The 13,948-nt window shown below is 70.5% G+C and carries 12 protein-coding genes; 6 read left to right on the top strand and 6 right to left on the bottom strand.

The genetic code is table 11. The features are described from left to right. Nucleotides 1-25: 25 nt before the first annotated feature. Complete coding sequence (locus ACQPXB_RS17815; protein ID WP_432853414.1) at nt 26-2,323, top strand: aminotransferase class III-fold pyridoxal phosphate-dependent enzyme; 2,298 nt, start codon at nt 26-28, stop codon at nt 2,321-2,323. 64 nt (nt 2,324-2,387) lie between these two features. On the opposite strand, the gene ACQPXB_RS17810 is transcribed toward ACQPXB_RS17815, so the two are convergent. From ACQPXB_RS17810 to ACQPXB_RS17795, 4 genes are all read right to left on the bottom strand, one after another. Continuing rightward, nucleotides 2,388-3,863: a serine hydrolase domain-containing protein gene (locus tag ACQPXB_RS17810; RefSeq protein WP_432853411.1), complete on the bottom strand. Its 1,476-nt coding sequence runs from the start codon at nt 3,861-3,863 to the stop codon at nt 2,388-2,390. Nucleotides 3,864-3,896: 33 nt separating this feature from the next. After that, on the bottom strand, nt 3,897-4,679 hold the full coding sequence (locus tag ACQPXB_RS17805; protein WP_386953414.1) for an amino acid ABC transporter ATP-binding protein: 783 nt from the start codon (nt 4,677-4,679) through the stop codon (nt 3,897-3,899). Nucleotides 4,680-4,681: 2 nt separating this feature from the next. Then, on the bottom strand, nt 4,682-5,461 hold the full coding sequence (locus ACQPXB_RS17800) for an amino acid ABC transporter permease (RefSeq protein WP_366578046.1): 780 nt from the start codon (nt 5,459-5,461) through the stop codon (nt 4,682-4,684). Between the two features lie 168 nt (nt 5,462-5,629). Then, nucleotides 5,630-6,466 (bottom strand): alpha/beta hydrolase, encoded by an 837-nt coding sequence (locus ACQPXB_RS17795; RefSeq protein ID WP_366578044.1) that lies wholly within the window; start codon nt 6,464-6,466, stop codon nt 5,630-5,632. Between the two features lie 254 nt (nt 6,467-6,720). Between ACQPXB_RS17795 and ACQPXB_RS17790 the strand changes: the two genes are divergently transcribed. Beyond that, a complete protein-coding gene (locus tag ACQPXB_RS17790; protein WP_386953412.1) occupies nt 6,721-7,386 on the top strand; it encodes a GntR family transcriptional regulator in 666 nt (221 codons plus the stop codon). A gap of 6 nt (nt 7,387-7,392) precedes the next feature. Here ACQPXB_RS17790 and ACQPXB_RS17785 read toward each other — a convergent pair whose 3' ends face one another. Next, nucleotides 7,393-8,298, bottom strand: coding sequence for a cyclase family protein (locus ACQPXB_RS17785; protein ID WP_386953409.1), 906 nt, complete (start codon nt 8,296-8,298; stop codon nt 7,393-7,395). A gap of 87 nt (nt 8,299-8,385) precedes the next feature. Between ACQPXB_RS17785 and ACQPXB_RS17780 the strand changes: the two genes are divergently transcribed. Continuing rightward, nucleotides 8,386-8,967, top strand: coding sequence for a GDSL-type esterase/lipase family protein (locus ACQPXB_RS17780; protein WP_432853404.1), 582 nt, complete (start codon nt 8,386-8,388; stop codon nt 8,965-8,967). Nucleotides 8,968-9,090: 123 nt separating this feature from the next. After that, the gene (locus ACQPXB_RS17775) at nt 9,091-9,957 is read left to right on the top strand and encodes a substrate-binding periplasmic protein (RefSeq protein ID WP_366578036.1); all 867 of its coding nucleotides are present in this window, start codon (nt 9,091-9,093) and stop codon (nt 9,955-9,957) included. A gap of 29 nt (nt 9,958-9,986) precedes the next feature. Here ACQPXB_RS17775 and ACQPXB_RS17770 read toward each other — a convergent pair whose 3' ends face one another. Beyond that, nucleotides 9,987-10,709: a hypothetical protein gene (locus ACQPXB_RS17770; protein ID WP_432853401.1), complete on the bottom strand. Its 723-nt coding sequence runs from the start codon at nt 10,707-10,709 to the stop codon at nt 9,987-9,989. Between the two features lie 396 nt (nt 10,710-11,105). Here ACQPXB_RS17770 and ACQPXB_RS17765 point away from each other — a divergent pair, with 396 nt between their 5' ends. Continuing rightward, entirely contained in the window at nt 11,106-12,344 is a 1,239-nt protein-coding gene (locus ACQPXB_RS17765; protein WP_366578033.1) for a threonine synthase, read from the top strand. Nucleotides 12,345-12,426: 82 nt separating this feature from the next. Further along, nucleotides 12,427-13,947, top strand: a complete 1,521-nt coding sequence (locus tag ACQPXB_RS17760) for an ABC transporter substrate-binding protein (protein ID WP_386953402.1) — start codon at nt 12,427-12,429, stop codon at nt 13,945-13,947. The last annotated feature ends 1 nt before the right edge of the window (nt 13,948 follow it).

Genomic DNA, 13,948 nt, shown 5'->3' with positions numbered 1-13,948 from the left:
CTCCGCCGAAAGGAAGCTCCCCCGCATGACCACCGCCACCGGCATCTTCGCCGAGCCGGCACCGAAGTTCTCCCCCGAGGGCCTTCACGCCGTGCTCCGCGAGCACTGGGCGCTCACCGACCCGGTGCTCGAGCCGCTCGACAGCGAACGCGACCTCAACGTGCTCGTCGACGGCCGGTTCGTGCTCAAGATCTCCAACCCCGCCGAGCAGGCCGACGTCGTGGACATGGAGACCCGCGCACTGGAGCACGTGCACGCGGCCGACCCGGAGCTGCCGGTGCCGGAGACGGTCGCGAACACCGCGGGCGAACCCGTCGCGCGCCCGCGGGACGACGCCGGACGCGAATGCCTGGCCCGGCTCATCACGCTGCTGCCCGGTTCACCGCTCGAAGGCGGACCGCTCGACGCCGGTCTCGCCGAGCAGGTCGGCGCGGTCGCCGCGCGCATTTCCGTGGCGCTGCAAGGGTTCTTCCACCCTTCGGCCGGCCGGACGCTGATGTGGGACATCCGGCGGATGCCGGAAGTCCTGGCGGCGGCCGGAATCGCGACCGGGCGGCTGGGCGAGCTCGCCGAACGCGTCGCGCCCGCGCTGGCCGCCACGGCCACGCTCCCGGCGGGGGTGCAGCACGCCGACGTGACCCTCACCAACGTGCTGGCCTCGCGCGCGAGCGTGACCGGCGTGATCGACTTCGGCGACATGCACCACACGGCCGCCGTCGCCGACCTCGCTGTGACGCTGACCTCCGTGCTGCGCCTCAGCGGCGGCGACGCGGACCGCCTGTGGCGCCTGACCGACGCCGTGCTGCGTGGCTACCAGCGCCACCGCTCGCTGTCCCCCGCCGAGGTGGCGGTGCTGGGTGAGCTCGTGATCGCGCGCCTGCTCACGACACTCGCGGTGTCGGCGACCCGGCGGGGGCCGCACGCGGACAACCACCGCTACATCACGCAGTACGACACCAACAGCGAGCAGGCGCTGGAGCTGCTGTCGGCGTTGTCCGTGCGCGAGCTCGCCGACCGCTTGGCGCGCCTGGCGGGCACGCGGGACCTCACGGCGGCGATCTCGCCGGACAGCCTCCCGGCGCGGCGCGCGCAGGCCATGGGCGGCAAGCTCGCCCCGCTGTTCTACCGGCGGCCGCTGGAGATCGTGCGCGGCGAGGGGCCGTGGCTCTACGCCCGCGACGGCGCGCGCTACCTCGACGCGTACAACAACGTCGCGGTCATCGGCCACACGCACCCCGCGGTGACGCAGGCGGTAAGCCGGCAGCTGGCCCAGCTCAACACGCACTCGCGCTACTTGCACGCGGGGATCGTCGAGCTGTCCGAACGCATTCTCGCGACGATGCCGGCGCCGCTCGACACGGTCCTGTTCACCACGTCCGGCACCGAGGCCAACGAGCTGGCCTGGCGTCTGGCCACCGAGTACACCGGCGCCGGCGCGGCCGTGATCGCCGAGCACGCCTACCACGGGGCGTCGAAGTGGATGGCGGACCTGAGCTCGAACGAGTGGCCCGCGGGCTACCGGCCGGCGCACGTCGCGACGTTCGAGGCACCGCACGGCCCGGCTGACGAGCTGACGGAGACCGTTGCGGCCGAACGGATCCGCCGGGCGGACGAGACCCTGCGCGCCGCCGGGGAACGCCCGGCCCTCGTGCTCGCGGACTCGCAGTTCACGTCCGAAGGCATCCTCGACGTGCCGGGCGAGTTCGTGACGGGCCTGGTCGCGGGCGCGCACACGGCGGGCGCGCTGTACCTGGCCGACGAGGTCCAGTCGGGCTACGGCCGCAGCGGTCCGCAGCTGTGGCGCTTCCTGCTCGCCGGCGTGACCCCCGACCTCGTGACGCTGGGCAAGCCGATGGGCGCCGGCTACCCGATCGGCGCCGTCGTGGCGCGGCGCGAGATCGCCGACGCGCTCGCGGGCAGCTACGAGTACTTCTCCACCTTCGCCGCCACTCCGGCTGCGGCCGCGGCCGGCCACGCGGTGCTCGACGTCCTCAGCCTCACCGACCTGCCCGCCCGCGCCGCCGCGACGGGCACGTTCCTGCGGGAGGGCCTGCGGGCGTTGGCCGCGGAGGAACCGCTGCTCGGCGAGGTCCGCGGCACCGGGCTGCTCGCCGGCGTCGACGTGCTCGGCTCGGGCGCGTCGACGTCCCGCGAAGTCACGCGCGCACTCGTGTCGGAGCTGGTCGGGCAGGCCGTGCTCGCCGGCTCCACCGGCCCGCGCGGTGACGTGCTGAAGGTGCGCCCGCCGCTGGTGTGGGAGGACACGCACGTGAGCCAGTTCCTGGAACGGCTGCGGCGGGCGCTCGCCGCGTTGCGGGCCTGACCAAGTGAAACCGGCCGTGGGGTCCGCCGTCGGTGCGGCAGACCCCACGGCCGGGGCCGGGGGACTACTTGCGGAGCTCGCCGCGCGCCGGCGGCAGGGTCGTCGGCCCGGAGTTGACGTTCGTGGCGTGGCCCACGGTGACCCCGGTGCCGTCGAAGGTCAGGTCGAGCCGGTCGACGAACGGCGACTCCAGGAAGTGCCACGTCAGGTGCAGCTCGTCGGCCGACCACCACTGCCCGGCAGCGAGGACGGCGGCGGTCGGGTCCTGGTAGGAGTGGTGCAGGCGCCACACGCTGACGCCGGTGTCCTGGCGCGTCCACGTGCCCACGCCGTGGTCGATCGGGTGCCGGCCCAGCTCGTCCTCGACGACGACGTGCACCGACCCGTCGCGGACCTCGACCGCCAGCGACACGAGACCCTGCTCGTTGGGCTCGAAGTCGTACGTCGCCGTGAACCCGGCCCGCTGCACCGCGGCACCGACGGTTTCCGGCTCCCGCACGCGGTCCACCCACGCGCCCAGCGCGTCCACTTCGGACTGTTCCCGGGCCGGGCTCTCGAAGGCCGCGGTGAACGCGGACCGCAACATCCCCGGCAGGTCGTGGTAGCTGCCGTCCCCCATGGCGCCGGTGATCACGACGACCCCGTCGTGGTGCGGGAAAACCATGCACTCCTGGCCGAAAATGCCGGAAGCGCTGTAGATCCCGGCCTCGGTGGTCCAGAACTGGTAGCCGTACCCCTCCTCGGCGACGACGTCGGGCGCGGGCGGCACGAGCTCCTTGCCGTTCCACTCCCCGCTGATCGCGCGGCGCACGTGCAGCGCCGAAGCCTTCTGCACCCAGCCGACCGGCAGCACGCGGGAGCCTTCCCACGCGCCGTCCCGCAGGTGCAGGACGCCGAACTTCAGCAGGTCGCGCGGGCGCAGCGAAAGCCCGTTGCCGCCGCTGGACACGCCCTCGGGGTCGCGTTCCCAGGTGTAGTCCGTGATCCCGAGCGGGTCGAACAGGCGGGGCCGCAGGTACTCGTCGATCGCCTGACCGGAGACCTGCTGCACGATCGCCGACAGCACGTGGCTCGTGGTGCTGCTGTAGGTGAAGTTGCGCCCCGGCAGCTCGACCACGGGCTCCTCGAGGAACTCGTCGACCCAGCCCGTGCGCCGCAGCCGCGTGGTGGCGCCCGACAGTCCGCGCGCGTGGCCCGTGCACATCGTCAGCAGGTCGCGCACGCGCATGCGGCCGAGGTTCTCGCTCGGCTCGCCGGGCAGCCGGTCGGCGAAGAAGCCGACGACCGGATCGTCGAGGGAGAGCAGGCCCTCGGCCTCGGCGAACCCGACAGCCGCGGACGTGAAGCTCTTCGTGGCCGAGTGCACCTTGTGCCGCAGGCCGGGTTCGTGCGGCCACTGCCACAGGTCCAGCACCGTCCGCCCGTGGCGGTGCACGAGCAGGGAGTGCACGCGCATCCCGCGCTCGGCCATGGTCTGCAGCAGGGTGTGGACCGGGCCCGGGTCGAACGTCGGCGCCGGGTCCTCGAAGGCGTTGCTCATGCTCACCGTTCTCGTGCGGAAACTCTTACCGAATCACAAAACTTGCGAAAGGAACGACTTCAGCCGCGGCGTGCGCGGGTCGGTCAGCAGCTGCCGGGCCGGGCCCTCCTCGGCGATCACGCCGCTGTCCACGAACAGCACGCGGTCGGCGACCTCGCGGGCGAAGTTCATCTCGTGCGTCACCACCATCATCGTCATCCCGGACGCCGTCGCGAGGTCGCGCATCACGTCGAGCACGCCCTTCACCAGCTCGGGGTCGAGCGCCGAGGTCGCCTCGTCGAACAGCATGATGTCGGGCTCCATCGCGAGCGAACGCGCGATCGCCACGCGCTGCTGCTGGCCGCCCGACAGGTGCGAGGGCCGCGCCGACGCCAGCGCCCGCAAGCCGACCTTGTCCAGCTGCTGCAACGCGCGTTCCCGCGCTTCGTCGCGCGACATCTTGCGTACGCGCCGCAGCGCGAGCGCGATGTTGTCCACCGCGCTCTTGTGCTGGAACAGGTTGAAGTGCTGGAACACCATGCCGGTGCGCGAGCGCACGGCGTTGAGGTCCACCTTCGGGTCGGTGATCGTCTGCCCGTGCAGCCGGATCGTGCCCGACGTCGGCGGGGACAGGAGGTTCACGCACCGCAGCAGGGTCGATTTGCCCGAGCCCGAGGCGCCGATGAGGCACACGGTCTCGCCGCGCGCGACCGTCGCCGACACGCCCTTGAGCACCTCGACGGCACCGAAGGACTTGCAGATGTCGACCAGCTCGATGGCGGGGACCTCGGCCTTCGCCTCGTCCGCGGCCTCGGGAGACGTCGTGACCTGGTTCATCTTCACGCTCCCGCTTCGAATCCGGTGGCCCCGACGGGGATCAGCGGCTGCGGCGTCGCGGCCGGGCCGCTCCCGCCGCTCGCCGGGCGGCGGCCTTCCCGCAACCGCTTGTCGAACCAGTTCACCAGGTGCGTCAGCGGCACCGTGAACACGATGTAGACCAGGCCCGCGGCCACGAACGACGACGAGTTGTACGAAATGGACTGTGCCTGCTGCGCGATGAAGTACAGCTCGCGCTCACCGACGGCCAGGCCGAGCAGGTACACCAGCGAACTCTCCTTCACCGCCACGATGAACTGGTTCGCCAGCGCCGGCAGCACGTTGCGGATGCCCTGGGGCACCACGACGAGCAGCTGCGTGCTCAGGTGACTCATCCCGAGGCTGCGGCCCGCCTCCGCCTGGCCGGGCGGCACGCTCTGGATGCCCGAGCGGAAGATCTCCGCGATGTAGGCCGCGTTGATCAGGCCCACGGCGAGGATCGCGTAGCCCATCGGCGACTGGCCGAACAAGCGCACACCCGCCGACGGCAGCCCGATGCCGATGAGGCTCACCGTGACGATGGCCGGCAGGCCCCGGAACACGTCGACGTAGACGCGGGCCGGCATCCGCAGCCACCAGCGCGTGGAGATCAGCAGCATCGCCAGCAGCAGGCCCACCACCAGCCCGAGGACCAGCGCGAGCGACGCGATGATCAACGTGTTGCGCAGGCCCTCCCCGAGCAGCGAGGGCAGGACGGCGAGGATCTGGTGGATGTCGAAGAAGGAATGCAGGAAATCGCCCATGGGACCAGGTGTCCTTACCTCGGTTCGGCCGCGGACCGCGGGAGTGCGCGCGGACCCGGGCTCAGCGGGGTCGGCGACGGTACCGGCCGGCAGGTCGTCTTATAGACTATAACTGTGACGTGGCGCTCACGGTAGCAGGTTCGACAAGATAGTCAACGGCTGAAGTGTTCACTTCACACGGTTCGCGAGCAGGCCGGCGAAGAAGTCCTGGACCACGGGGATCACCCGGCTGCCCTGGTGGGCCACCCCGGGCACCACGTCGAACCGCACGGAGAGCCCGCTGCGCTCGAAGCTGTCGCGCAACGTCTCGATGCGCTCGATGCGCGTGCGGCCGGTCTTCTCCACGCCGTCCATCCAGTTCGGACCGCCGGCGTTGTTGATCTCCCACGTCTCCACGTCCGCGGAGCCGACCACCATCTGCACCGGCACGCGCCGCAGCGCCGCGAGGTCGAGCTCGATGCCGAACTTCTCGCGGAACCCGCCGGTGCCGAGCCACCACGGCAGCGAGTCGTCGAGCTGCGTGATGCGGCCCGGCGCGCCGATCGAGATGCCGGCGAGGCGGCCGGGGTGGGCGTAGAAGAACCGGTGCGCGAACTGCCCGCCGCCGGAGAAACCGTGCAGGAAGAAGGTTTCGGTCTCGGTGTTGAACTCCTCGCCGACCTCTTCGACGATGTGCAGCAGCTCCTCGTCGAAGCGGATCCCGTCGTACTCCAGGAACTTGAAGCTGTGCAGCTCGCGCCGCTTGCCGATGCCGGCCGGGAACAGGGGCGCGAGGATCACGCACCGGTGGCGGGTCGCGAAGTCCGCCCACTGGTCGCGGTAGCGCTCGGCCGAGCGGCCGGTGCCGTGCTGCACCACGACCAGCGGCAACGGGGCGGCCTCGGGCGTGTGGTCGGTCGGCACGAACAGCCCGTAGGACAGGCGCTGGTCGTGGCCGGAGGCGAAGAACGGGGTCGCGCCGACGAAGTGGGCTCCCTGCGAGTCGGGCTCGGTGGTGGTGGTCATGGCCGGTGGGGACTCCTCGGGGTTCAGGGGACGGGCACGAGCGGTGTGCTACGGACGAAAACGATATAGGCTATAAACTCGACGAAGGGCTTCTGGACCCTGTGTGATGCGACAACTCCGGCCGGGCGGACCCACGAGGTCGCCTCGTCCGGCCCGACAGGATGCAGGCCGCAGGCCACAGCCTGCCCACCGAGCGGGAGGGAGACCGATATCCTTGCGGTCCCCCTTTGCCCGCGGAGAGAGATGCCAGGCCGATGACCCACCCCCGCCCAGCCCTCACGAAGAACGCGTACGTCTACGAGGAGCTGCGCCGGCGCATCCTGGCCGGCGAGCTGATCCAGGGCCAGTCCATCTCCCAGGAGCAGCTCGCGGCGGAACTCGGCGTGAGCACCACTCCCCTGCGCGAGGCGCTGCGGCGGCTCGACGCCGAGGGGCTCGTGACGATCGACGCGCACCGCGACGCCCGGGTGAGCCGGCTCAACGCCGAGGAGGCCCGCAGCCTCTTCGAGGTCCGCGAACGCCTCGACCCGCTGGCCACCAAGCTCGCCGCTACGCGCCGGACCGACGCCGACATCACGGCGATCGAGTCCGCGCTCAAGGACCTCGAGCCGCTGAGCACGTCCACCGGCTTCGATTCGCTGCTCGTGCACCGCGCGTTCCACCGCAGCATCTACACGGCCTCGCACAACCCGTTGCTGATGACGCTGCTCGAAGGGCTCTGGGACAAGGCCGACCGCTACCGGCTGATCGGCCTGCAGTCCAAACCGGACTCCCCGGCCGACCAGGAACGCGTGCGGCGCGAGCACGTCGAGATCGCCCAGGCCGTGATCGCGGGGGACGCCCGCACGGCCGAGCGGACCATGAAGAAGCACGTGCTCGGCAGCCTCGGCCGCCGGGCGATCGCCGCGCTGGAGGCCTGAGCGCGCTCACAGCAGCGCCAGCGGGTTGGCCGGCGAACCCGTCCCGCCCTCGACCACGAGCGGCGCCACCACGAAGAGGAACTCGTGACGACCTTCCTCGGCACACGCGGCAGCCAGCGGTTCGAGTGCGCAGTTGTCCACTACGGCCAGCCCGTAGGCGAAGATCGCGCCGTGCACGGTCCACGGCACTCCGCCGTCGTTCGGGGCGCGGTCGAGCATGTCCCACGCGAGCGCGGCGCAGTCGTGGTCGCGCAGGAACTCCAGGCAGGAGGCGTGCAGGCCCGGCCGGCTCGCCTCGGTGCCCCACGGCGGGTTCTCGCGGTCCCACGCGTCGCGTCCACAGTGGACGACCACGGCGTCGCCGGGGCCGACGGTGACGCCGTGCGCCTGGGCGATCGCTTCGAGCTCGGCTCCGTGCACCGGCCGGTCGAGCGTCACGTACGGCTCGCCGCGGAAGGCCGGCACGTCGAGCAGGACCCCGCGCGTGACGATGCCTTCGCGCCAGTGGTCCACCGAACCCCAGCGACTGCCTCGCGAGGTGAGTTCCACGTCGGGGTCGCGGCCCTGCCACAGGCCGCGCTCGTCCCAGACGTGGCACAGCGCGTCGACGTGGGTGGAGGCGACGCCGTGGTACTCGATGCCGTAGTAGTCACCGGAGATCCCGCCGGTGCCGCGGGGCGTTTTGGTCGTGTAGTGCGAAGCCGGACGCGGGTTGTCCGCGTTCGGCCGGGTCGGGAACGGCCGGCTCAGCGACACCGAGCGGCCCGAGCGCACCAGCTGTGCGGCTTCGGCCCGCTTGGCGGCGGTGATCAGGTTGACGGCGCCGACCTGGTCGTCGGCACCCCAGCGGCCCCAGTTGCTGCGGCCGTGGAGCTGCTGCTCCACTTCGGCGCGGGTCCAGTCACGCGCCACCGCTTCACCTCTTCCGGCTCGCCTCCGAGTGTTGGTATTTTCTAAGCGACAAGTACCAGATTGTCAACCGTGGAAAGGCGGCGACGAGTGAAGAAGATCGTCCTGTTCGGCGACAGCATGCTGGGCCGGTTCACCAAGCCCCGCATCGACCAGCTCGAAGCCGAGGCCGGCGACGTGGTCGTCTTCAACTGCGCCGCGGGCGGCTGGAAGAGCGACGACGGCGCGCGCCGCGCGGCCACGATCGCCAAGACCGAGCCGGACGTGGTGGTGTTGTCCTTCGGCGCCAACGACTGCGCACCCGACCGGCTGGTAGAGCTCCACGCGTACACCGAGAACCTGCGGGCGATCGCCGATGCCTTCGCCCCGGCCACGCTCATCGGGTTCCTGCCGCCCTCGATCGAGGAGATCGACGGCGTCGGCAGGCGCGGACGCACGAACGCCGTGCTCGACACGTACCGCGAAGTGCTGCGCGAGGTCGTTTCGGCCGCGAACTCGGTGGACACCGACGCCGCGGTGGCGCCGCTCGTCGCCGCCGGAGAGCCGGTGCACGAGGACGGTCTGCACCTCACCGGCGACGCCTACCGGCTCGTGATCTCGGCGCTCGCCGAGCGGATCGCCCGTCGGAACCGCCTCCGACCTGCACTGATCTTCCCGAAGACGCCGTGGTGAAGCCGGCACTACACGTCGTTGACGTTCTGAAGTTCTATAGCCTATAGTTCCGCTCCATCATCAGCGCTCCCCGCTGTCCCCGCTCTCCCCTCCCCTCCCCTCCTGGTCTGGCGAAGGAGACCCATGAATCGACTTCCCCTGCGGCGCGCGCTCGGTGCGCTCGGCCTCGCCGCACTCACCGCCGCCTCGGTCACCGCGTGCGGCGGAGGCGACTCCGCGGCCGGCGACGACTTCGGTCTCGCGCAGCCCGGCACCATCACGGCGGCGGTCACGGCGGGCGACTACCCGTTCGTCTCCCCCGACGCCAGCGGCAAACCGGTCGGCTTGCTCGTCGACCTGAACAACCTCATCGCGGACCGGATGCACCTCAAGATCGTCTACAAGACGACCACCGTCCAAGCCGGACTCCCCGGTCTCACCAGCGGTCAGTACGACCTGATGTCGGTGGGGCTGGTCGCGAGCGACGAACGCAAGAAGAGCGTGGCGTTCACGAAGCCGATCTTCTGGGGCCAGAACGTGGTCGTGGTGCCGGCGAGCTCGACCGCGAAGTCCATCCCGGACCTCGCCGGCAAGCGCGTGGGCGCCGGCGCGAACAGCACGCAGGAGGACTTCGCCAAGAAGAAGATGACCACGTCGCAGCTGGTGTCCGAGGCCACCGACGGCGCGGGCGTGAACCAGCTGCTCGCGGGCAACCTCGACGCGATGGTGCTCGGCTCGACGCACGTCGGGCAGATCTTCACCGAGCACCCGGGCAAGCTCAAGGTCGCGCTGACCTCACCGCAGGACCAGCCGGGCGCCGAGGCGGTCGGCAAGAAGCTGACGAAGTTCCTCGACGCCTACAACACGGAGCTCACCGCTCTCGCGAACGACGGCACGTTCCTCAAGCTGTACCAGAAGTACTTCCCGAACCTGCCGTACCCGACGCAGATGTACCAGTTCTGGCCGTCGATCCAGCAGCAGATCGAGAAACAGGGCAAGCCGACCCCGTAGCCGGGGCCCGTCCGGTGTCCGTCACCCGCTCAGCAGGTGACGGACACCTTCGCGCCGGCCTTGAACGACACGTGCACGTGGTCGAAGTGGTTCGCGGTGGGGCTGCCGCGGTCCTCCATCGGCTCCCAGCCGCTGCCCATGTTGATGCGCTGGCGCCAGATCACGTACGTCACGCCGAACTCGCTCTGGTGGGCCAGCACGTACGCGGCGAGCGCGTTGCCGGTTGCGGTGTCGACCATGAAGTCGAGCGCGAGACCCGTGGGGTGGTCACTCGCGCCCCCTCGGCCGGCGCGGCCGCCGACGGAGCTCACCTTGAACTTGGTCAGGATGTGGTTGCCCACCTGGGCCGCGCCGGGCTGCGCACCGGCCAAAGTGGACGAACACGCCTTACCAGCGGACAGGGTCTTCGTTGCCGCGGGCGGGGGTTTCGGCTTGGTCTTGGCGACCGGCTGCTTCGTCGTCGGCTTCGGGGACGCGGCCGACGTGCCGGGTACGGACGTGCTGGGGGTCGTCTGGGTCGCGCTGCTCGGCGTCGGGCGGCTCGGCGTCGTGCTGTCCGGCACGGGGACGCCGGACAGCGAAGCGCTCGACTGCGGAGCGCTGAGGGCGAGGCGGTCGGCGGCCGAGACCTGCCCACCGCCCGGGGTAGTGCCCGTCAGCCACACGAGGGCGACCAGTCCGAGGGCGGCGAGCACGCCGGCCCCGACTGGCAGCCGCCACGACAGCGACCGGGAGCGATGTCTTCCGGACATCCTGGTGCACCATTTTCTTCGCTCGGGGAACGCGCGCCGCGAATTCGGGGGATACGGCGCACGCAAAGCCGCCCCGACATTACGAATCGGACACGGGAAAGTCACTTCCGAGTGATTGTCCGCACAGATCAACACCGATCGATGCAGGTCAGCCGTGAGGTCAACGTTCCGGCTACCCGCCATTGACAGAACCTCGGCCGCCATTCCGCGCGTTGCCGGTCACGATGAGCGAGCCCGCCGTCGCGCATTCCGGCGAAGCGCTTTCCTTGATCACCGGTGCGCGGCCGAGCAGGGCTGGCAGAGCTTCGGAACCGATACCGAAGAGTGGTCCCGGTTGACGAACCGCCGTTTTGGATCCAAACTCTCGGGGATTCCGACCCGACGCATGGAGGCGGCATGACGTTCTCGTTCCTCAGTCACCTGGAGTGTTCCCGGACCGGAGACCGGTACGAGGCGGACCAGGTGGCCGGCACGTCGGCCGCGGGCGCGCCGCTGCTCGCGCGCTACGACCTGGAGCGGGTGCGGGAAACGGTCACCCGCGAGGACATCGCGGCCCGGGAACCCAGTCTCTGGCGCTACCACGAGGTGCTGCCGGTGCGTTCGCGCGACAACATCGTGAGCCTCGGCGAAGGCCTGACTCCCCTGCTGCCGCTGCCGAACCAGGGCAAGCAGTCCGGCGTGCCCAAGCTGCTCATGAAGGACGAGGGCCTGGTGCCCACCGGGTCGTTCAAGGCCCGCGGTGCCGCCGTGGGCGTTTCGCGCGCGGCCGAGCTCGGCGTTCGCGGCGTCGCGATGCCGACCAACGGCAACGCCGGTGCGGCCTGGGCGCTCTACGCCGCCCGCGCCGGAATGGACAGCCTCATCGCGATGCCCGACGACGCCCCCGCGATCACCATGAAGGAGTGCCTCGCCGCCGGCGCCGAGCTGTACCGGGTGGACGGACTGATCGGCGACGCGGGCAAGCTCGTCGGCGCCGCCGTGGCCGAACGCCAGGGCTACCAGGACGTGTCCACCCTCAAGGAGCCCTACCGGCTCGAGGGCAAGAAGACGATGGGCTACGAGATCGTCGAGCAGCTCGGGTGGCGCGTGCCCGACGTGATCCTCTACCCGACCGGTGGCGGCGTCGGCATCATCGGCATCTACAAGGCCCTGCTGGAGATGCGGGAGCTGGGCTGGATCTCCGGCGACCTGCCCCGGCTCGTCGCCGTGCAGGCCACCGGCTGCGCGCCGATCGTCGAGGCCTTCAAGTCCGGCGCCGCGGAAAGCACCCTGTTCCCCGACGCACGCACCGTCGCCTTCGGCATCACCGTGCCCAAGGCGCTGGGCGACTTCCTCGTGCTGGACGCCGTCCGGGCCACCGAGGGCACCGCGATCGCGGTGACCGACGACGAGCTGCTGGCCGCCCAACGTCGGCTGGCCACGCTGGAGGGCGCCTTCATCTGCCCCGAGGGCGCGGCCTGCTTCGCGGCACTGGACCAGCTGCGCGAATCCGGCTGGGTCAGCGAGGACGACGAGGTCGTGGTCCTCAACACCGGCGCCGGAATCAAGTACCCCGAGACCGTGGAGGTCGACGCGCCGCTGCTGGCGAAGACCGACGCGATCCCCGCCCGGGGAGGCATGTTGCGCGCGCGTTAACCCTGCGCGCAGGCCTTTGCCGCCTCGATTGGATCTGATCTGATGTCCCCACCTCAGCAGCCGATCTGACAGGACCGAGCCCATGAACCGACGACGTTTCCGTGCGGCGCTCCTCCTGGCCACCGCCCTCGCCCTGGGTGCCGCCTCGTGCGGCATCCAGCCGGCGAGCGCGGGCCGTGGCCCCGGCACGATCACGATCGACACCGCCAACTACCCGTCCACACTGGACCCCGGCAAGCAGTACGACACCGACACGTACTCGGTGTACCGCAACATCTTCGACCAGCTGCTGCGCCGGAACCCGAAGACGAACGCGGTCGTGCCGTGGCTCGCCACGAAGTGGCGGCAGACCGATCCGCTCACCTGGCGCTTCACCATGCGCCCCGGCGTGACCTTCAGCGACGGCAGCCCGCTCACCGCCGAAGACGCGGCGTACTCCATCAGCCGGATCCTCGACAAGAAGTTCGGCAGCCAGCAGTACGCGAACTTCTCCGTGATCGACAAGGCCACGGCCGACGGCGGCGACCTCGTGGTGCACACGTCGGTCCCCTCCCCCACGCTGCTGAGCTACCTGACCACGCTCTCGGTGGTGCCGAAGGCCTACGTGCAGCGCGTCGGGGACAAGCAGTTCGCCGTGAAGCCGATCGGGTCCGGCCCGTTCGTGCTGCAGTCGGCGACGGCGGGGTCCGAGGTCGTGCTCACGGCCAACCCGAAGTGGTGGGGCCCGCCCACGCAGATCCGCACGGCCGTGTTCCGCGCGGTGCCGAACGTGGCCAGCCGCGTGGCCGACCTGCAGTCGCGCAAGGTCGACCTCGCGACCACGCTCACGCCGGACGCCGCCGACCAGATCCGCCGCGACCCGACGCTGGCGATCCTGTCCACGCCCACCGAGCGCGTCGCCTACCTCGCCTACAACACGATCAAGGGCGGTGCCACCAACGATCCCCGCGTGCGCAAGGCCATCGCCGAGGCGATCGACTACGACGCGCTGATCAAGAACCTCCAGCGCGGGTACGCCAAGCCGATCAACTCCATGGCCACGCCGCTCGCGTTCGGCTACGACAAGTCGTTGCCGAACAATCACCACGATCCCGAGGACGCCAAACGCCTGCTGCAGGAAGCGCACGCGGTCGGCGCGAAGCTGGTGATGGCGACCTCGCCGTCGTTCGACCCGCAGGTGGTGCAGGCGATCCAGGGTGACCTCGCCGCCGTCGGGCTCCAGGTGGAGATCCAGAACAGCGACCAGGCGACGTACCTGAAGAAGGTGCAGGACCCGTCGCACGAGTGGGGCTCGATCCGCTTCGGCAAGTGGTCGTGCTCGTGCCTCGACTCCGACGGCGTGATCTACCCGCTGTTCCACACCGGCGAGATCTGGAGCTCCTACAGCAACCCCGCCTTCGACAAGATCGTGGAGCAGGCGCGCGAAACGATCGACCCCGCGCGGAGGACGGAGCTGTACTCGCAGGCGTTCGAGCTGCTCAACCGCGACCTGCCGGGCATCGGTCTCTTCCAGGCATACGCGGTGTACGGCGCGAACTCGCGTCTGCAGTGGACACCCGACGCGTCGGAAAGCCTGTTCCTCGACCAGATGAAGGTGAGCTGAC

The sequence above is a fragment of the Amycolatopsis sp. CA-161197 genome (genome assembly GCF_050942255.1).
Taxonomy (GTDB): Bacteria; Actinomycetota; Actinomycetes; order Mycobacteriales; family Pseudonocardiaceae; genus Amycolatopsis.
The sequence above is the reverse complement of the archived record's forward strand: the minus strand, read 5'-3'. Positions and strand labels throughout refer to the sequence as shown.